Origin of the sequence: Curtobacterium sp. NPDC090217 (assembly GCF_044746705.1) — a bacterium.
In the GTDB taxonomy this organism is placed as follows: Bacteria; Actinomycetota; Actinomycetes; order Actinomycetales; family Microbacteriaceae; genus Curtobacterium.
Genome location: NZ_JBIVCR010000004.1, coordinates 95954 through 114120 on the forward strand (window position 1 = coordinate 95954; position 18167 = coordinate 114120).

Consider the following 18167-nt stretch of genomic DNA (forward strand, 5'->3'; position numbering starts at 1 on the left):
GGTGCACCGGGCGACGACGGGACGGCCGCCGTCGCCCGGAACTCAGTGTGCGCTCGTGGCCTGGGACGACGTTCGACCGTGCGCGCCCGTCTCGCCCTGCGGGACCTTCAGGAAGTGGATCATCACGAACGCGCAGGCGTAGAGGCCGACGAACGTCCACGTGACGGCCTGGCCGCCACCGCCGAGGGCGAGCACCGCGGCCACGACACCGGTGCCGAGGAACGCCGCGCCGCCGGCAGCCGTGGTGTACATCGCCATCGCTGCGCCCTTGTGCTCCGGGGCGAGCGCCGGCATGATCGCGCCCATCGGGACGAAGCCGGCGAGCAGGCAGCCGAACACGCACCCGGCGATCACGGAGAGCACGTAGCCCCAGGTCGACCCGGCGGGGACGAGCTGCGGGACGTACCACCAGGCGACGAGGCCGATCGCGGAGCCCATGATGCCGAACCACTTGACGGTGCGCTGCCAGCCGATCTTGTCGCCGACCCAGCCGAACAGGGCGTTCACGAGGATGTTCGTCGCGTAGACGCACACCGTCATGAGCAGCCACCGGCTCTGTCCCCAGCCGCGCTCGTTCGCGATGACGGCGGGCAGGACGACGAACATGCCGAACTCGGGCGCGGTGTTGATCAGGCGGACGAGGAAGCCCATCAGGATCTTCGGGCGGGTGGCGGTCAGCCGGATGCCGCTCGTCAGCACGCGCCAGGCGCTCTCGCCCTCCGGTGCGATCCGCGAGAACCCGTTCGGCAGCCGGACGCCGAACAGCAGGATCAGGAACCCGATCACGACCAGGCCGATCGAGGCGACCATCGCGCCGGTCTCGCCGACCGTGCCGCCGCCGAAGACCGGGATGGCGCCGATCGCGAAGAGCGACCCGAGCGTGGGCAGGCCGCCGGTGAAGGCGACGTAGAACCAGCCGACGGCCGAGCCGTTGCGCTCCACCGGCGTGGTGATGTTCACCCACACCAGGAAGGCGAAGGCGAAGAGCGGGTACCCGAAGCCGCGGATCGCGTAGGTGACCGCGGCGAAGGGCACGCTGCCGAGGCCGAGCGCGATGAGGAACAGGACCTCGAACACCACCCAGACCGCGAACCCGATGATCATCACCTTGCGCGGCCCGATCAGGTCGGCGAGGGCGCCGGAGATGTAGCTGCCGACCAGCGCGGCGAGGCTGTAGAACGTCACGATGGTCGCGACGGTGGCCTCGGGGGAACCGAGGACCGCGACCATGTGCGGCGTGATGAAGTTCGACTCGACGCCGTTCCCGGTCATGAAGACCAGGACGGCGAGGAAGCCGAGGGCGAGCGGGCGCGGGATGCCCATCTTGTCGAGGCGGCCCTCGACCCGGGGTGCGGTGGGCGCGCCGGTGGCACGCTGTGTCGTCGTTGACATCTGGGTTGACTCCTGTGGTCGCGCGGGGCTCAGGCCTGCAGGGACGGGATGATCGACACCTTGACGCTGGCGCCGGCGGAGTCGCCGACCAGGTCGAGGGCCTCCTGGAAGCGCTCGAGCGGGAACTGGTGCGTGCAGATCTCCGACATCGGCAACGTCTCGGTCTCGAGCAGCTTGATCGCCGCCGGCCAGGTGTGCGGGCCGAGGTGGGCACCGCGGATGTCGAGCTCCTTGTCGTCGGAGATGATCGACCAGTCGACGGAGACGTTGTCCTTGAAGACCGAGTACTCGACGAACGTGCCGAGCTTGCGGAGCAGGTTGAGACCCTGCGGCACCGCGGACGGGTGGCCGGTGGCCTCGATGTAGACGTCGGCGCCGTAGCCGTCGGTGAGTTCCTTGACGCGGGCGACGGCGTCCTCGTTCGCGATGTTGATCGTCAGGTCGGCGCCGACCTTGCGGGCGAGCTCCAGCTTGGCGTCGACGACGTCGAGCGCGATGATGCGCAGCGGGTTCTTCTGACGGGCACCGGCGATGGCGGACAGGCCGATCGGGCCGGCGCCGGCGATCACGACGGTGTCGCCGAACTTGATGTCGCCGCGCTCGACGGCGTGGAAGGCGCACGAGAGGGGCTCGGCGAAGGCGGCGACCTGGCCGGGCAGGGTGTGCGACACCGGGTGCGTCAGTGCCTTGGCCGGGACGAGGACGTACTCGGCCATCGCGCCGTCGTAGCCCTTGAAACCGAACATGTCGTGGACGTTGCACATCCAGTACGCGCCCTCGAGGCAGTACTTGCACTCCCAGCACGGCACGATCTGCTCGCAGGCGATGCGGTCGCCGATCGCGACCTTGCGCCCCGCGAGCGTCTCGTCGTCCCCGGCGACGATCGTGCCGACGAACTCGTGCCCCGGGATGCGGTCCTTCTCGGCCCACGCCGGGCGGTTCTCGTCGCCCCAGAACTTCGCGGCGCCGTGGTAGCACTTCAGGTCGCTCGCGCAGATGCCGACTGCGTCCGTGCGGAGCAGGAGCTCTCCGGGGCCGGGTGTCGGTACGGGGCGGGTCTCGAGGCGGTAGTCGCCAGGGCCGTGGACGACGACGGCACGCATCGTCGTCGGGATGGTCGTGTCGGCCGTGGTGCTGGCCGTGGTCTGCGTCGTCGTCGACATCAGCTGCTCCTTCGTTGGGTCGCTTCGGCGTCGACTGTACACCCCTTGGAACGTTTGTCCAGAACACAATTTCTGCTAGGTTCGGCGCAGCGGCACCGCAGCCGCATCGTGATCGCAAGGGAGCGCACCATGACCACCGACTTCGCCGCGGCACTCCGTCCCGGTCCGGACACCGTCGACCTGACGAACGACTTCACCGGTCGCACCGCGATCGTCACTGGTGGTGCATCGGGGATCGGCAACGCCATCGCCAGGGCCCTCGCCGAACGAGGTGCCCGCGTCGCGATCGTCGACGTCCGGTCCGACGGTGCATCGGATGCCGCCGCTGCACTGACCGGAGACCACCACGCCGGATTCGGGTGCGACGTCACCGACGAGACCTCCGTCGCACGCACGATCGCCGACGTCGTCGACGGCTTCGGGCGCATCGACGTGCTCGTGAACTGCGCCGGCATCGTCGCGCTCGCCCCGGCCGAGGACCTCGAGCCGGGCGCATGGGCGAAGACCATCGACGTCAACCTCACCGGCACCTACCGCGTCGCCCAGGCTGCTGGGCGTCACATGCTCGCCGCCGGGTACGGCCGCATCGTGAACATCGCGTCGCAGGCGGCACACGTCGGCATCGACGGGCACGCCGCGTACTGCGCGTCGAAGGCCGGCGTCATCGGCATGACCCGAGTCCTCGCCCTCGAGTGGGGCGGACGCGGTGTCACCGTGAACACCGTGTCGCCGACCGTCGTGCTGACGGACCTCGGCAGGGCCGCCTGGGCGAACGAGAACGGCATCAGACACCAGGACGAGATCCCGACCGGACGCTTCGCGACCCCGGACGAGATCGCCGCGGCCGTGGTGTTCCTCGCCGGGGAGTCGAGCGCGATGGTGAACGGTGCGGACCTCCGGGTGGACGGCGGGTTCACGATCCGGTGACCCGCGCCGGGACTACGATCACGGTGTCCATCCGCGACGCCGGACACGTGGTCCGCGTCCACCCCGAGGGAAGGTCCCGCTCCATGTCCGCCGAGTCATCTCCCACGGACGCCGGGCGCAGCCGCTTCCCGCTCGACACGGTGTACCAGGCCGCGCGGATGTACTACCTCGAGGACGCCACGCAGGTCGAGATCGCCTCGCGCCTCGGCGTCTCCCGGCCGACGGTCTCCCGACTGGTCGCCGAGGCCAGGCGCGCGGGACTCGTCCGCATCGAGGTCGTCGACCCGTTCCAGGACGAGACCGTCGCGCTCGCCGAACGGCTCCAGGTGGTCCTCGGGCTCCGCGCCGTCCACCTCGCCGCGGTGACGCACACGGCGACGCTCGGTGCCGACCTCGCCGCCCCGCTCGCGGCAGCCGTCGACGGCATGGCGCTCGTCCCTGGTGACGCGGTCCTGATGTCGTCCGGCCGCACCGTCTACGACGTCGCCCACGCCGGCATGCCCCCGCTCGCCGGTGTGCAGCTCGTCCCGACGGTGGGCGGTCAGGCGGACCCGATGCCGTGGTTCCAGACGAACGAGATCACCCGGACCGCGGCCGAGCGCTCCGGTGCGATCCCGGCGTTCCTGTTCGCGCAGGCGCTGCCGTCCGAGGCGATGCGCGCCTCCCTCGACGAGGACCCGGCGTTCCAGCACGTCATCGGGCTGTGGAGCCGGGCGAAGGGCGCGATCCTCGGCATCGGCGCACCGACCCCGACCCGCGACGCACTCGCGCGGGGCGTCCCGGTCGAGGACCAGGCCTTCGACCGGGCGGCCGGTGACGTCTGCCTGAACTTCTACGCGCCGGACGGGTCGGCGATCGAGTTCCCCGGCAGCGACCGGATGGTGCGGACCTCGCGCGAGGTGCTCGCTGCGGTCCCGCACGCCGTGGGCATGGCGGTCGGGGAGTCGAAGGTGCCGAGCATCATCGGAGCCGTCCGCGGCGGCCTGGTCAACGAGCTGGTGACGGACGCCGCGACGGCGCGCGCCCTGCTCGACGCGCTGGCCTGAGCACCCACCGGACGGGAGGCTCGTGGCGGCCCCGCCACGAGCCTCCCGTCCGCCCTGGACGCACGTTCGCACCCATCGCACCCGCCCTGGTAGGCGGAAACGCGCGTGGGCGGTCAGAAAAACCGACCTCCGACGCGCGATTCGACCTCCTACGCGCGATTGCGCCGCACGTCCCAGAGGTGGTGCACCGGGTCGTGCGCGTAGTACGTCGCGAGGCTCGCGACCGTGAACGCACTGCCGTCGGACCGCAGCCCCGTGCGGGAGAGCTGGTCGTCCCGGACCTCGTCGAACGCCCGTGCCGCACGGTGTGCGGCCTCGCCGAGCTCCCGTGCCACGACCGCCGGGTCCTGCTCGTCGTAGCGATCGGCCTCGGCGGTGGCGTCCTGGTCCCAGTTCGGGAAGGTCGGGGCGTCCTCGGCGAGCATGAGCTCCAGCCGTTCGGTCATCTTCCGGTGCACGTCGCGGACGTGGGCGCCGTACTCGAGGGGCGACCACGTGTGGTCGTCCGGGCGGTCACGGACGCCGTTCCGCGCGAGTTCCGCTGGCCAGCCGGTGGCGTTCGCCTCGATGATCCCCGGCACGTCGCGGATCGTCACCGTGCTGCCGTCGTAGCCGCACTCCGGGCACGCAGCCTCGATGACCCAGGTCCAGTTCTTCGTGTCCGGTTCGATCGCCATGACGCGATGTTATGACCTCGTTACTCAGGTCTGTGGTTTCCCATGGACACGGGGAAGCGTGGTGACCCCCGTCCGGGTGACACGCCGGTGCCTGTGAATCACCGGCCAATGACATTTCGGTTGCTCGGTAACGTTCGACGCCGTTCACGACCGGTTGCCCGAACCGGTCGAGCCCGGCGAACCGGCCGGGCGATGACCCGAGGAGAAGTACATGGGTTCCGACCCCAGTAGTACCCCCACCCGACCGCGTCGCCGGCTCCGCCAGAGCGACGTCACGGTGGTCGACAAGAGCATGATGCGCAAGGCCGTCGGCGGCATGGTCGTCGGCAACACGATGGAGTGGTACGACGTCGGCGTCTACGGCTACCTCGCCGTCACGATGGGGCGGGTCTTCCTGCCGACCGCCGAACCAGCGGTCCAGATCCTGTTCAGTCTCGGTGTCTTCGCCGCGACGTACATCGCCCGGCCGCTCGGGGGGATCGTCTTCGGGCGCCTCGGCGACAAGGTCGGGCGCCAGAAGGTCCTCGCGACCACGCTGATCATGATGGCGGCGTCGACGTTCCTCATCGGAGCGCTGCCGGACTACGCGCTGATCGGTGCCGCCGCGCCCGTGCTGCTCGTCGTGCTCAAGCTGCTGCAGGGCTTCTCGACCGGTGGTGAGTACGCCGGTGCCACGACCTTCATCACCGAGTACGCGCCCGATCGTCGTCGCGGGTTCTTCGCGAGCTTCCTCGACTTCGGGAGCTACATGGGCTTCGCCCTCGGTGCGGCGGTCGTCTCCGTGCTCCAGGTCTCGCTGGGCGAGGAGACCATGACCGCGTGGGGGTGGCGTCTGCCGTTCCTCCTCGCCGGCGTGATCGGCACCGTCGCGATCTACTTCCGCCTGCGCATCGAGGAGTCGCCGGTGTTCCAGGCGACCCAGGCCGCACAGGCCGCTGCGACCGACGCGATCGCGGAGGCCCAGGGCCGCCCGCGCAACGTCTTCGTGATGGTCAAGGAGCACTGGCGTCCGATCGTCATCGCCGTGATGCTCGTCGCGGCGTCGAACACCGTCGGCTACGCGCTGACCTCGTACATGCCGACCTACCTCACCGACTCGCTCGGGTACTCCGCGCTCGACGGCACGCTGCTCACGATCCCCGTGCTCGTGCTCCTCGCCGTGATGCTGCCGCTGACCGGCAAGCTGTCCGACAAGCTCGGCCGTCGCGTCGTGATGTGGATCGGTGCGGCGACGACCGTCGTGCTCGTCATCCCGGCGTTCATGCTCATCGGACACGGTGCGCAGTGGTCGACGCTGCTCGGTCTCGGGCTGCTCGCGCTGATGACCGCGCTGTGGGTGTCGAACCAGGCCGCGTCGCTGCCGGCGCTCTTCCCGACGAACACGCGCTACGGCGGCATGGGCTTCGCGTACAACATCGCGATCGCCGTGTTCGGTGGGACGACGCCGCTCATCGTGCAGGCGCTCCTGACGTGGACCGGCGACGAGCTGGCACCGGCGTACTTCCTCATGGCGATGAGCGTCATCGGAGCGGTCGGGGTGTTCTGCATGAAGGAGTCCTCGCGGCGCCCGCTGCCCGGGTCGATGCCGGCGGTGGAGTCCGACGACGAAGCCCGCGAGCTCGTGCTCACCCAGGACACGAACCCGAACCTCGACCTCGGCGACCTGCCGTTCGCGGCCGAGGACGCCGCGCGCGAGGCGCGCAGGCTGGCCGCCGCGCGCTGAGGGCGCGCTGTGCGCGCCGGCGCGCCGTGCGCGTCGGCGCGCTGTGCGCGTCGGCGCGCTGTGCGCGCCGTGCGCGTCGGCTTGGCCGACCGCGCCCCGTGGTGAACATCGCGCCCCGTGGTGACGGGGCGCGATGTCCGAAGCGGGGCGCGATCCCAGCGCGACCACCAACGGGAGGCGCGGTGCGAGTCCGACTCGCACCGCGCCTCCCGTCGGTGCGCGCGTCGTTCATGGCCGGGCCGTGCGCCCCGACTCGGAACGACAGCACCGCTGTCGTACGACGGCGGTCTTGTCGTCGCTTGCGTGCGCGGACTGTTGCGGGCGCGGGGGAGCGACAGAATCGCTGTCGTACGACAGCGAGGTTGTCGTCGCTTGCGTGCGCGGACTGTTGCGGGCGCGGACTGTTGCGGGCGCGTGTGAGCGACAGGGTGGTGGTCGTACGACAGCGGCCTTGTCGTCGCTTGCGTGCGCGGACTGTTGCACTCGCGTGGGAGCGACAGAACCGTTGTCGTAAGACAACGGTGCTGTCGTCCCTTGCGTGCGCGGACTGTTGCGGGCGTGTGGGAGCGACAGGGTCGTCGTCGTACGACAGCGCTCTTGTCGTTCCGAGTCGGTGCCAGCCGGCGGGGGCGGGGAACGAGCGCGGCGACGAGGGCAGCACGGCGCGGGCGCACGCGCAAGCGCGGCGCCCCGTCAGTCGCGCCCGTGCTCGTGGTCGAGCGCCGGCCACGCGGGGAACGGGTCCGCCCACGTCCGCCAGAGGTCCGGCCCCGCGAGCAGCTCGTCCGGCGTGAGCAGCGCCCCGTCGAGTGCGCGCTCGATGCCCGGGACGTCGAGCCGCTCCCCGACGAACCAGATCGCCTGCCCGATCGGGGCGTCCTCGTCCCACGACGGGTTCGCGGTGGGGTCGAGCGCGAGCATCGCGCCGAAGCTCGCCCACGACCCGACGTGATCGGGACGAGACGCCAGGCGGAAGAACCCCCGGGAACGCAGCACCCGGCCGTTCACCCCGGCGGCGAGGTCGTCCTCGATCACGGACGCCAGCCGCCCGGGGTGGAACGGCAGGGGCTCCCGGTAGCGCAGCGTGACGAGGTCGTCCCGCGTGCCCCGACCGAGGTCCGCCCCGCTCGACAGCGCCCGCATCCACCCGGCCCCCGTCGCGAGGAGCCGCGCAGCACCCCCGTTCGACGCCGGCAGGTCAGCGGCGGAACGCACCCGGTCGAGTGCCACGATCACGGCGTGCGGTGCCATCCGGTGCAGCAGCGCCACCAGTGCACGACGTCGACGCCCGGTCAGTCCCGCGAACCGGTCCAGGGCGATCACGGTCGAGTACTCCACGAGTGCGGCGACGCGGTCGGCCGCCACGAACGCGTCGTCCACGTCGGACCAGAGCAGGTGTGCGACGTCGTCGGCGCGGAGCACGGCCACGGCGTGCCGGAGGACCCGGTCGTCGCCGTGCTCGCTCCTGGCCGCGTTCGCGAGGAGCATCCCCACCGCGCGGGTGTCTGCTCCAGGAGCAAGGGTCACGACGAGGTCGTGATCGGCATCGGGGCCGCACACCCGGTCGAGCTGGTCGGTCCTCGCGGCGATCGCCCGTGCCGCCGCGAAGGCGCTCCCGGTGACGTGCATCCGGTGCCCCCGCTGCCTGCCCGGTGCACCGGACGGTGTCGTCAGTCGGGCGGCGACGCGGTCGGCGTCGACCTCGTGGAGGGCGGACACGAGCGTGATGACGGCTGGTCGCATGTCGGCTAATGTACATGAAAACCGTTATCAACAAGGAGGCGACCGTGAAGGTCCGCAACTCGCTCAAGGCGCTCAAGAAGATCCCCGGCTCGCAGGTCGTCCGACGTCGCGGCCGGGTCTACGTCATCAACAAGCAGAACCCGCGGTGGAACACGCGACAGGGCTGATCGTCCGGGTTCCGTAGGGTGGCAGCATGCGATTGCTGCTCATCCGACACGGCCAGACCCCCGCGAACGTGAACGGCGTCCTCGACGCCGAGGTCCCCGGGCCCGGGCTGACGGAGCTCGGGCAGCAGCAGGCCGCCGCGCTGCCGGAGGCCCTGGCGGACCGTGGTATCGAGAAGCTCTTCGTGTCGAGCATGATCCGGACCCACGTCACCGCCGCGCCCCTGGCCGCGTCGCTCGGGATCGACCCCGTGGTGCTCCCCGGTCTCCGCGAGATCGAAGCCGGCGACCTGCAGGGTGCGCGCGACGAGACCTCCGTGCAGCGATACCTCGCCGCCTGCTACGCGTGGGCGTCGGGGGAGCGCGAGGCCAGGATGCCGGGAGCCGAGACCGGCGAGGACTTCTTCGACCGCTACGACGACGCGATCCGGCAGATCGAGGACACCGGCGTCGCCGTCGCCGCGGCGTTCAGCCACGGTGCGGCGATCCGGATCTGGTCGGCCGTGACGGCACAGAACACGCCGAACGACCTCGGTGCGAGCCGACACCTGGAGAACACCGGGGTCGTCGAGCTCGAGGGGTCCACCGCCGACGGCTGGCGCCTGGTCGACTGGGCGGGCGAGCCGATGGGCGGCGACGACCTCATCGACCGGACCGCGCAGGACCCGACCGGCGAGCGGTTCTGAACCCGGCCACGGATAGACGGGAGGCTCGGTGCCAGCTGGCACCGAGCCTCCCGTCCGTCTGTCAGCGCGTCTACGCGCGCGCCGCCGCCGCCGTCAGCGGCACGATCACACCGTGCGACTCACGCAGCACGTCGAGGGTGCGCTGGACCTCGTCCGCACGCTCCTCCGTCGTCCAGCCGAGCACCCCGGCGAGCACGTCGGCGAGCTCGTCGAGCAGGTCGATCGTGACGCCACCGACGAACGCGAGGTTCGTGCGGCGGAGCACCACGTCGACCAGGTGCACGGCGTGCTCGTGCTCGGCGAAGTACGCGACCTCTGCCCGGGTGAGCGCCGGGTCGGACTCGAGCGGCTCGACCGGCCCGTCGGTGAGGACGTCGACGACCTCGGCCGCGCGGGTGCCGTAGCGCTCGAGCAGTCCTTCGACCAGCCCGGCGTCGAGCCCGTCGCGGTGCGACTTGATCCACAGCGCACGCTGGGCGTCGGTGGTCGGGAACTCCTTGCCGCCGCCGATCGCCATGCCGGTCGTGTCGACCTTGCGGGCGACACCGAGCTTCGTGGTGGCCTCGGTCGACAGGTGCGCTGCGAGGGCGCGGAAGGTCGTCCACTTGCCGCCGACGAGCGACAGCACGGTGCTCTTCGGGAGTCCGGCGATCGGGGTGTCCACGATCCGGTAGTCACGGGAGACGAAGCCGGGGGCGGTGTCCTCGTGGCGGGGGAGCGGGCGGATGCCGGAGTAGCTGTAGACGATGTGGTCGCGCGTGACCTCGATCTGCGGGAACACGTGCTTGACGAGCCCGAAGAAGTAGTCGATCTCCTCGTCCGTCGTCGTGACCGGCTTCGAGGGGTCGGCGTCGATGTCCGTCGTGCCGATGAGCACCCGGCCCTTGAGTGGGTAGATCAGGACGATGCGGCCGTCGTCGTTCTCGAAGAACAGCTCACGACCCTTCGTGGCCTCGAGCAGCTCGTCGTTGTGCACGACGATGTGGGAGCCCTTCGTGCCGCCCATGAACTTCGTCTCGCCGCCGAACGCGCCGTTCGTCAGGTCGGTCCAGGGGCCGGACGCGTTGATCACGACGTCGGCCGTGAACACGAACTCCTCGCCGGTCTCGCGGTCGCGGAGCAGGACGCCGCCGTCGCGAGTACCGGCTGCCTCGACGTAGTTGGTCGCGCGGGCGGTCGCGGCGGACCCGGTCCCGGTGCCTGCGGCCAGGCCGTCCTTGAGCACGTCGAGCGCCAGACGCTCCGGCTCGTGCACGGAGGCGTCGTAGTACGTCCCGGTGTACTTCAGGTCCTTGTTGAGGGCCGGCATGTCCTCGAGTGCCGCCTTCTTGGTGCGGAAGACGTGCTTCGGGACCGAGCCGCCGTCACGCGAGAAGGAGTCGTAGATCGTCATGCCGATCTTGATGAGCATCGCGCCGCGCTCCCTGGTGGAGCGCTGCTTGTGCGTCAGCATGCGCAGCGGGGCGTTCATGATGCCGGAGAACGTCGAGAAGATCGGCATCGTCGTCTGGAGCGGCTTGACGTAGTGCGGGGCGATGCGGATCAGGCCGTTTCGCTCCTGCACGCTCTCGCGCACCAGGCGGAACTCGCCGTTCTCGAGGTAGCGGATGCCACCGTGGATCATGTGGCTCGACGCCGCTGAGGCGCCGGAGGCGTAGTCGCCGCGCTCGACGAGCGCGACGTCGACGCCCTGCAGGGCGAGGTCGCGGAAGGTGGCGATGCCGTTGATGCCGCCACCGACGATGAGGACCTGTGCGTTCGGGCGCTCGGTGAGCGATGTCACCGTGCGTCGGGGCTGCGTCGTCTTCGACATGTGCGTACGCGTCGCTTTCTGGGGTCGGTTCGCTGGGTTCGAGATCGATCGTGCGCCTTCGTGAACGGTCGGGCAACTTACGTGCACGAACGTGCAGAACACCTGTGGTCCGGCCCGGAACGGGGGACGGGAGGCTCGACCGGGCTTGCAGACGCCGTGCACGTCCGTGCATGGTTGGCTCCATGAGCGATGCCGCCCAACCGATGCGCACCCAGCAGGCGCTGCGCGCCGCACACCTGTACTACCTGCAGGACCTGACGATGGACGCCATCGCCGACGAGCTCGGCACGTCCCGCTCGTCGGTGTCCCGGTTGCTGAAGCACGCCAGGGACACCGGGCTCGTCGACATCCAGATCCGGTCGCCGCTCGACCAGGCCGCCGCGCTCAGCCGGAACATCCGTGCGCGGTTCGGGGTGCACGCGCACGTGGTCCCGGTGCCCGACCACACGAGCGACGTGGACCGGCTCGAGCGGGTGGCGCTGTCCGCCGCGCGGATCCTGACGCAGTACATCGAGTCGAACATGGTGATCGGGCTGTCGTGGGGCTCGACGGTGAGCGCCGTCAGCCGGTACCTCGTGCCGAAGACCACGCACGGCTCCACCGTCGTGCAGGTGAACGGCGCGGCGAACACCCGCACCACCGGCATCGTCTACGCGTCCGAGATCCTCCGGCGCTTCGGCGAGGCCTACGGTGCGCTCGTGCAGCAGTTCCCCGTCCCGGCGTTCTTCGACGACCCGGCGACGAAGGAGGCCCTGTTCCGCGAGCGCTCGATCCGGCGCGTGCTCGACCTGCACGAGCGGATGGACGTCGTCGTGTTCGGTGTCGGTGCTCCGCAGGCCCCGGTTCCCTCGCACGTGTACTCCGGCGGGTACCTCGACCCGGCCGACCGCGAGGAACTGGCGAAGGCGAAGGTCGTCGGGGACGTCTCCACCGTGTTCTACCGCGCGGACGGGTCGTGGCGGGACATCGGGGTGAACGCCCGCGCCGGCGGCCCGGACCTCGACACCATCAAACGGGCTCCCCGACGCATCTGCGTGGTGGCGGGGCGCGGCAAGGCGGCGTCGCTCAAGGGTGCGCTCGCGGCGGGGCTCATCACGGACCTGATCCTCGACGAGAGCATCGGACAGGCCATCCTGCAGCCCTGACGATCCACGAGTGTCGGTGGTCGTGCGTATCGTCGCCGCCATGGATGATCGCCAGGATTCTCGGTGGTTCCGGCGGCTCGCCGGCACCGACGTCGACGACGCGATCGCGTTCTTCTCGGTCGACTACGACCTCCGCACGCCGACGGTCCGTCGCACGTCGCCGAAGACCAAGTGGGACTTCGCCGGCGTGGGGGACGACCGGATGTCCCTGCGGACGACACGGTTCGGCGTCGACCTGCGGTGCGAGAGCTTCGTCGCGGACGAGTTCATCGTCGCGTGGGTCCGCGGGGGCACGAGCACGATGACGACCGGCGGCGAGAGCCTCGACCTCGAACCTGGGGTCCCGGTGGTCCTGCCCGTGGAGACCGCGTACGAACTCCACCAGCGGGACATCGCACTGAGCATGGTGCACCTCGACCGTGCCTTCGTGACCGCACTGACCGGCGACCCGGCGTTCACGTTCGAGCCGCTCCGTGCGCCGACCGCAGAGGGCATGCGGCTGTGGCGGTCGACCGTGCAACAGCACTCGTCGACCTGGCTCGACATGGAGCAGGACCTCGACGACGTCGCCCGGCGGGACATCGCCGAGGCGTTCTCGGTCGCGGCGCTGCGGGCGTTCCCACAGCGGGCGAGCTGGCGGGCGACGGTCGCCGGCAACGGTCCGGAGCACGAGCGACTCCGTCGTGCGCTCGAGTACGTGCACGCGCACGCCAACGAACCGATCGGTACCTCGGAGATCGCCGACGCGGCCGGGCTCAGCCCGCGCGGGCTGCAGCAGTCCCTCCGTCGTCACCTCGACCAGACCCCGGGGGAGCTCCTCCGGGAAGTCCGACTCGAAGGCGCGCACAACGACCTGCGTCGCGCCGACCGCGACGAGCTCTCGGTCGCCGAGATCGCCAGGTCGTGGGGCTTCGGCCACCTCGGCCGGTTCTCCGCCGCGTACCGGGCGCGCTTCGGGGAGCTCCCGAGCGAGTCGCTCCGCAGTCGCGGCTGACGGCGCCGCGGCTCGACTCGGTAGCGTTGCCCGCATGGACACCGTCGTCGCCCGACTCCGTTCCGCCCTCGACGACCCGGACGGGCTGATCGTGCGGGACGACGCCGACGCACTCGACGCCACGCGGACCGACAAGTCCGGCTGGGTCGCGACCGGACGCCCGGCAGCACTCGTCGAGGCGCGCACCGTCGCCCACGTGCAGGCGACGCTCCGCACGTGCAACGACCTCGGGGTGGGCGTCGTTCCTCGTGGCGCGGGCACCGGGCTCGCCGGTGGGGCGAACGGCACGGACGGGTCGGTGGTGCTGAGCACCGCGCTGATGGACCGCATCGTCGAGGTCTCGGAAGAGGACGAGCTCGCGGTCGTGGAACCGGGCGTGCTGAACGGTGCCCTGAACGCCGCGGTCCTGCCGCTCGGGCTCCGGTTCGCGCCCGACCCCGCAAGCGCGGCGATCTCGAGCGTCGGCGGGAACATCGCCACGAACGCCGGGGGCCTCCGATGCGTGAAGTACGGGGTGACGCGCGAGGCCGTCCTCGGCCTCGATGTCGTGCTCGCGGACGGGCGCCTGGTCTCCACCGGACACCGCACCGTGAAGGGCGTCACCGGCCTCGACCTCACCGCGCTCATGGTCGGCTCCGAGGGCACCCTCGGGGTGATCGTCGGGGCAACCGTCCGGCTCGTCCCGGTGCCGTCGGGGGAGCCCGCGACGCTCGGTGCGGTCTTCCCGGACGTCCGAGCAGCGGCCGCCGCAGCAGCCGACGTCGTGCACGGGCCGGAACGGCCGTCGACCGTCGAACTGCTCGACGCCGCAGCGCTCGCCGGGATCGCGGCCTACCTGGGACCGGACGTGATCGCCGAGTCTGTGGGAGCGGTTCCCGCCGGCGGGGCGTTCCTGCTCGTCGAGTTCGACGGCGTGGGCGGAGCGGAAGCGGCGCGCGGAGCCGAGCCGGTCCTCCAGGCCGCCGGCGGAACCGTCCGCCGGGCGGTCGACGGCGACGAACGCGAGCGCCTGCTGACCATCCGCCGGTCGTTCCACCCGGCCATGGAGGCGCGCGGCCAGGTGCTCATCGAGGACGTCGCGGTCCCGCGCAGCCGACTCGCGGACATGTTCGACCGGGTGGCGGTGATCGGCCACGAGCACGGCGTCGCGATCCCGACCGTCGCCCACGCCGGGGACGGCAACCTGCACCCGAACTTCGTGTTCGACGGGGACGAGGTCCCGCAGCACGTCTGGGACGCTGCCGATGCGCTGTTCCGAGCGGCGATCGAGCTCGGCGGCACGTTGACCGGCGAACACGGGGTCGGCGTCCTGAAGCGACGGTGGATCGGGGACGAGCTCGGCGACGACATGGTGACGCTGCAGCGGGGGATCCGACGCGTGTTCGATCCGAACGGGATCCTCAACCCGGGCAAGGTGCTCTGACGCCGAATTCCGTGACACGGATCCGGTGCTGACCTTTCGGATGTTCGGCTGTAACACGACGGACACGCGCGAGTGGCTGGATGGTGGGTGACCGAGCCACGTCGCCCACGAAGGAGTCCGCCATGCTGATCGGCGTCCCCACCGAGATCAAGAACAACGAGTTCCGTGTCGCCGCCACCCCGGCCGGCGTCGCCGAACTCACGATGCACGGGCACGAGGTCCTCGTGCAGGCCGGAGCCGGAACCGGGTCGTCGTTCCCGGACGACGAGTACGCCGCCGCCGGTGCGACGATCGTCCCCACCGCCGACGACGTGTGGGCGCGGGCCGAGCTGGTGCTGAAGGTCAAGGAGCCCGTCGCGTCCGAGTACCCGTCGATCCGACCCGGCCAGGTGCTCTTCACCTACCTGCACCTCGCCGCTGACCGGCCGCTCACCGATGCCCTCGTGGCTTCCGGTGCGACGGCCATCGCGTACGAGACCGTGCAGCTGCCCGACCGGTCGCTGCCGCTGCTGTCCCCGATGTCGGAGATCGCCGGACGCCTGTCCGCCCAGGTCGGCGCGAACCACCTGATGGCGGCGAACGGCGGCCGTGGGCTGCTCCTCGGCGGCGTCCCCGGCACACCGAAGGGCCGCGTCGTGGTGATCGGCGGCGGTGTCGCAGGTGAGCACGCGGCGACGATCGCCCTCGGGATGGGTGCAGACGTCACCGTGTTCGACATCAGCCTGCCGCGACTCCGTGCGCTCGACGCCCGGTTCGACGGACGCATCACGACGCTCCGCTCGTCGACCCACGCGATCGCGACGGCGCTGCAGGACGCGGACCTCGTCATCGGGTCGGTGCTCATCCCCGGGGCCTCGGCGCCGAAGCTCGTGACCGACGCCATGGTCGCGGACATGCGCCCGGGATCGGTGCTCGTCGACATCGCGATCGACCAGGGCGGCTGCTTTGAGGGCTCGCTCCCGACGACGCACGACGACCCGACGTTCCGCGTGCACGACGCGGTCTACTACTGCGTGGCGAACATGCCGGGTGCCGTCCCGCGCACGTCGACGATCGCGCTGACGAACGCGACGCTGCCCTACGCCCTGGCGATCGCGAACCAGGGCTGGGAAGCGGCGCTCGAGTCCGACGCCGCCCTGGCGAAGGGCCTCAACGTGCACGCCGGCCGCGTCACGAACGAGGCCGTGGCCGCTGCCCACGGCCTGGTCGCGTCCGCCGCCTGACGCGACTGCGGCGCGCCCGGTGTCGGGTGCGCGGGCGCTCTCCGCCCCTTCCGCGAAAGCGACAGTTCCCCGCCGAACTCCGACGGGGAACTGTCGCTTTCGTGGTAGGGAGCGTGCGGCCTGACGGCACGATGTCGCCAGCGGCACGATGTCGCGGGCTACGCGGCGCGCGCGGACCGGGCGGCGGACCAGCCCGCGCGGGTCCGCACCGCGAGGGTGACCACCACGGCGACGACGACGGCGACGAGCGCAGCGACCGCCGTGGGCACCGACACCAGCGGGCCGTCGAGTCGTGCGACCGCGACCCACGCCAGGCCCCACCCCAGCGAGACCGACGGAGCGAGGCGCCCGTGGCCGCTCACGGCCAGCAGGACCCCGACCGCCCCGGCGACGAGTGCCACGACGACACCCCAGACGTCCTGCGACAGCCCGAAGCCCTGGAAGCCGGCGGCCGTCAGCACCGCTGCCGTGTTCGCCGCGGTCGCGACGCACACCCAGCCGAGATAGAGCCCGAACGTGCCGTCGGTGACGATCGCCTCGACCGTGCCGGACGGCCGCGTGCGCCGCAGGATCACGAACGTCCACGCGAGCACCGCGAGCAGGGCGACGATGATCGGCTCGCTCAGCCAGAGCAGCCCGAACTGCACGGACAGGATCCAGGCGGCGTTGAGCAGCAGGGACAGCGTCGCGGGCACGGCGAGCCGGTCGTGCCGGACCTCGTCGCCACGGCGGGGCAGGAACTGCCAGACCGCGAAGGCGATGAGCCCCACGTAGATGACGCTCCAGATACCGAACGCGGGCCCGGCCGGCGCGATGGCCGTCGACGAGGCCGACAACGCCCCGCCCGCGGCGTCCTGGATCGGCGTGCCGCCTGCCGCGCCCGACCCGATGAACGAGCCGACCACGGCGACGACGGCGCTCGCCGCGATCACGATCTTCCGGAACCACCGCATGACTCATCCCTTCGTCAGCATGCTGATGACCTTCACGGTAGGCGGTCGCCACGCCGCGGTGCGCAGGCGCCGTTCAGCGGATGGGGGACGTGCGTAGGTTGGGCACGTGACCGTCGAGCTCAACACCGCCTACATCGACCGCATCGCACCGATCGCGAGTCCGACGCTCGACGACTCCTTCCGCATGATGGAGGACCAGGACGCCAGCGCCTGCATCGTCCTGTACCAACCCGACGCCGAGGAGCTCGGGGACGTCGCGGTGGCGCTCGGTCTGCACGAGCTCGCGGTTGAGGACTCCGCCGAGGGGCACCAGCGGCCGAAGCTCGAGCGGTACGGCTCGACCCTGTTCGCGGTGCTGAAGCCAGCGCTCTACAACGACCAGCTGGAGGAGGTCGAGTTCGGCGAGGTGCACGCGTTCGTCGGCGAGCAGTTCTTCCTGGCCGTCGTGAAGGCCGATCCGCGTGGCCGGAACGTCGTGCCGCGGGCGCTGCAGCGGATGAGCGGCAAGCCCGGACTCGTCACGGCGGGACCGCAGGCACAGCTCTGGGCGCTGATGGACTCGATCGTGGACGACTACATCCCGGTGATCGAAGGGCTCGAGGAGGACATCAACCAGATCGAGGACCAGCTGTTCGCCGGTGTCCCCGGGGTCTCCCGACGCATCTACGAGCTCTTCGGCGAGGTGGTCGACTTCCAGCGGGCAGCGCGTCCGCTGGTCCACATGATCGAGAACATCCACCGCGGCGCCGAGAAGTACCACCTGCCGGTCGAGATGCAGCGGCGCTTCCGCGACGTCCTCGACCACGCCATCCGGACCATCGAGCGCATCGACACCTTCCGGCAGCTCCTGCAGAACGCGCTGACGGTCGACGCGACCCTGGCGGCGCAGAAGCAGAACGACGACACGAAGAAGATCTCCGGCTGGGCGGCCATCCTCTTCGCGCCGACCCTCATCGCAGCCATCTACGGCATGAACTTCACGCACATGCCCGAGCTCTCGTGGACGTGGGGGTACCCGCTGTCGATCATCGCGATGGTGGCCTTCGCCGCGATCCTCTTCGTCGTCTTCAAGGTGAAGCGCTGGTTCTGACGAGT

Annotated in this window: 16 protein-coding genes; 10 read left to right on the forward strand and 6 right to left on the reverse strand. The window is 70.8% G+C overall.

Annotation, left to right across the window (positions count from 1 at the left end; all coding sequences use genetic code 11):
• Positions 1-42: 42 nt before the first annotated feature.
• Together ACIPJ2_RS14620 and ACIPJ2_RS14625 are read right to left on the reverse strand one after the other, a co-directional pair.
• Positions 43-1392, reverse strand: a complete 1350-nt coding sequence (locus tag ACIPJ2_RS14620) for an MFS transporter (protein ID WP_281265306.1) — start codon at positions 1390-1392, stop codon at positions 43-45.
• A gap of 29 nt (positions 1393-1421) precedes the next feature.
• Positions 1422-2555 carry a zinc-binding dehydrogenase gene (locus ACIPJ2_RS14625; protein ID WP_402729424.1) on the reverse strand — a complete coding sequence of 378 codons (1134 nt, stop codon included), beginning with the start codon at positions 2553-2555 and terminating at the stop codon, positions 1422-1424.
• 129 nt (positions 2556-2684) lie between these two features.
• Between ACIPJ2_RS14625 and ACIPJ2_RS14630 the strand changes: the two genes are divergently transcribed.
• Entirely contained in the window at positions 2685-3482 is a 798-nt protein-coding gene (locus tag ACIPJ2_RS14630) for a GolD/DthD family dehydrogenase (protein WP_402729425.1), read from the forward strand.
• 83 nt (positions 3483-3565) lie between these two features.
• Positions 3566-4528 carry a sugar-binding transcriptional regulator gene (locus ACIPJ2_RS14635; protein WP_402729426.1) on the forward strand — a complete coding sequence of 321 codons (963 nt, stop codon included), beginning with the start codon at positions 3566-3568 and terminating at the stop codon, positions 4526-4528.
• 149 nt (positions 4529-4677) lie between these two features.
• Here the strand turns inward: ACIPJ2_RS14635 and ACIPJ2_RS14640 are convergent, their stop codons facing one another.
• Positions 4678-5205 carry a DinB family protein gene (locus ACIPJ2_RS14640; RefSeq protein ID WP_402729427.1) on the reverse strand — a complete coding sequence of 176 codons (528 nt, stop codon included), beginning with the start codon at positions 5203-5205 and terminating at the stop codon, positions 4678-4680.
• 211 nt (positions 5206-5416) lie between these two features.
• On the opposite strand from ACIPJ2_RS14640, the gene ACIPJ2_RS14645 reads away from it, so the two are divergent.
• Positions 5417-6928 carry an MFS transporter gene (locus ACIPJ2_RS14645; protein WP_402729428.1) on the forward strand — a complete coding sequence of 504 codons (1512 nt, stop codon included), beginning with the start codon at positions 5417-5419 and terminating at the stop codon, positions 6926-6928.
• A 693-nt stretch (positions 6929-7621) separates the two neighbouring features.
• On the opposite strand, the gene ACIPJ2_RS14650 is transcribed toward ACIPJ2_RS14645, so the two are convergent.
• The gene (locus ACIPJ2_RS14650; protein ID WP_402729429.1) at positions 7622-8671 is read right to left on the reverse strand and encodes a GTP-binding protein; all 1050 of its coding nucleotides are present in this window, start codon (positions 8669-8671) and stop codon (positions 7622-7624) included.
• A 44-nt stretch (positions 8672-8715) separates the two neighbouring features.
• On the opposite strand from ACIPJ2_RS14650, the gene ykgO reads away from it, so the two are divergent.
• Both ykgO and ACIPJ2_RS14660 read left to right on the forward strand, forming a co-directional pair.
• Positions 8716-8838 (forward strand): type B 50S ribosomal protein L36, encoded by a 123-nt coding sequence (gene ykgO, locus ACIPJ2_RS14655; RefSeq protein ID WP_022905672.1) that lies wholly within the window; start codon positions 8716-8718, stop codon positions 8836-8838.
• Between the two features lie 26 nt (positions 8839-8864).
• Positions 8865-9521 (forward strand): histidine phosphatase family protein, encoded by a 657-nt coding sequence (locus tag ACIPJ2_RS14660; RefSeq protein WP_402729430.1) that lies wholly within the window; start codon positions 8865-8867, stop codon positions 9519-9521.
• 70 nt (positions 9522-9591) lie between these two features.
• Here ACIPJ2_RS14660 and ACIPJ2_RS14665 read toward each other — a convergent pair whose 3' ends face one another.
• Positions 9592-11334, reverse strand: a complete 1743-nt coding sequence (locus ACIPJ2_RS14665) for an FAD-dependent oxidoreductase (RefSeq protein WP_402729431.1) — start codon at positions 11332-11334, stop codon at positions 9592-9594.
• Between the two features lie 182 nt (positions 11335-11516).
• On the opposite strand from ACIPJ2_RS14665, the gene ACIPJ2_RS14670 reads away from it, so the two are divergent.
• From ACIPJ2_RS14670 to ald, 4 genes are all read left to right on the forward strand, one after another.
• A complete protein-coding gene (locus ACIPJ2_RS14670; protein WP_281265297.1) occupies positions 11517-12479 on the forward strand; it encodes a sugar-binding transcriptional regulator in 963 nt (320 codons plus the stop codon).
• Positions 12480-12519: 40 nt separating this feature from the next.
• Positions 12520-13473, forward strand: coding sequence for a helix-turn-helix transcriptional regulator (locus tag ACIPJ2_RS14675; protein ID WP_402729432.1), 954 nt, complete (start codon positions 12520-12522; stop codon positions 13471-13473).
• A 34-nt stretch (positions 13474-13507) separates the two neighbouring features.
• Complete coding sequence (locus tag ACIPJ2_RS14680) at positions 13508-14896, forward strand: FAD-binding oxidoreductase (protein ID WP_402729433.1); 1389 nt, start codon at positions 13508-13510, stop codon at positions 14894-14896.
• Between the two features lie 122 nt (positions 14897-15018).
• Positions 15019-16119: an alanine dehydrogenase gene (ald, locus tag ACIPJ2_RS14685; RefSeq protein ID WP_402729434.1), complete on the forward strand. Its 1101-nt coding sequence runs from the start codon at positions 15019-15021 to the stop codon at positions 16117-16119.
• A 158-nt stretch (positions 16120-16277) separates the two neighbouring features.
• On the opposite strand, the gene ACIPJ2_RS14690 is transcribed toward ald, so the two are convergent.
• Positions 16278-17072 (reverse strand): TspO/MBR family protein, encoded by a 795-nt coding sequence (locus tag ACIPJ2_RS14690; RefSeq protein WP_402729435.1) that lies wholly within the window; start codon positions 17070-17072, stop codon positions 16278-16280.
• Between the two features lie 106 nt (positions 17073-17178).
• Between ACIPJ2_RS14690 and ACIPJ2_RS14695 the strand changes: the two genes are divergently transcribed.
• Entirely contained in the window at positions 17179-18162 is a 984-nt protein-coding gene (locus ACIPJ2_RS14695; protein ID WP_281265292.1) for a magnesium and cobalt transport protein CorA, read from the forward strand.
• The last annotated feature ends 5 nt before the right edge of the window (positions 18163-18167 follow it).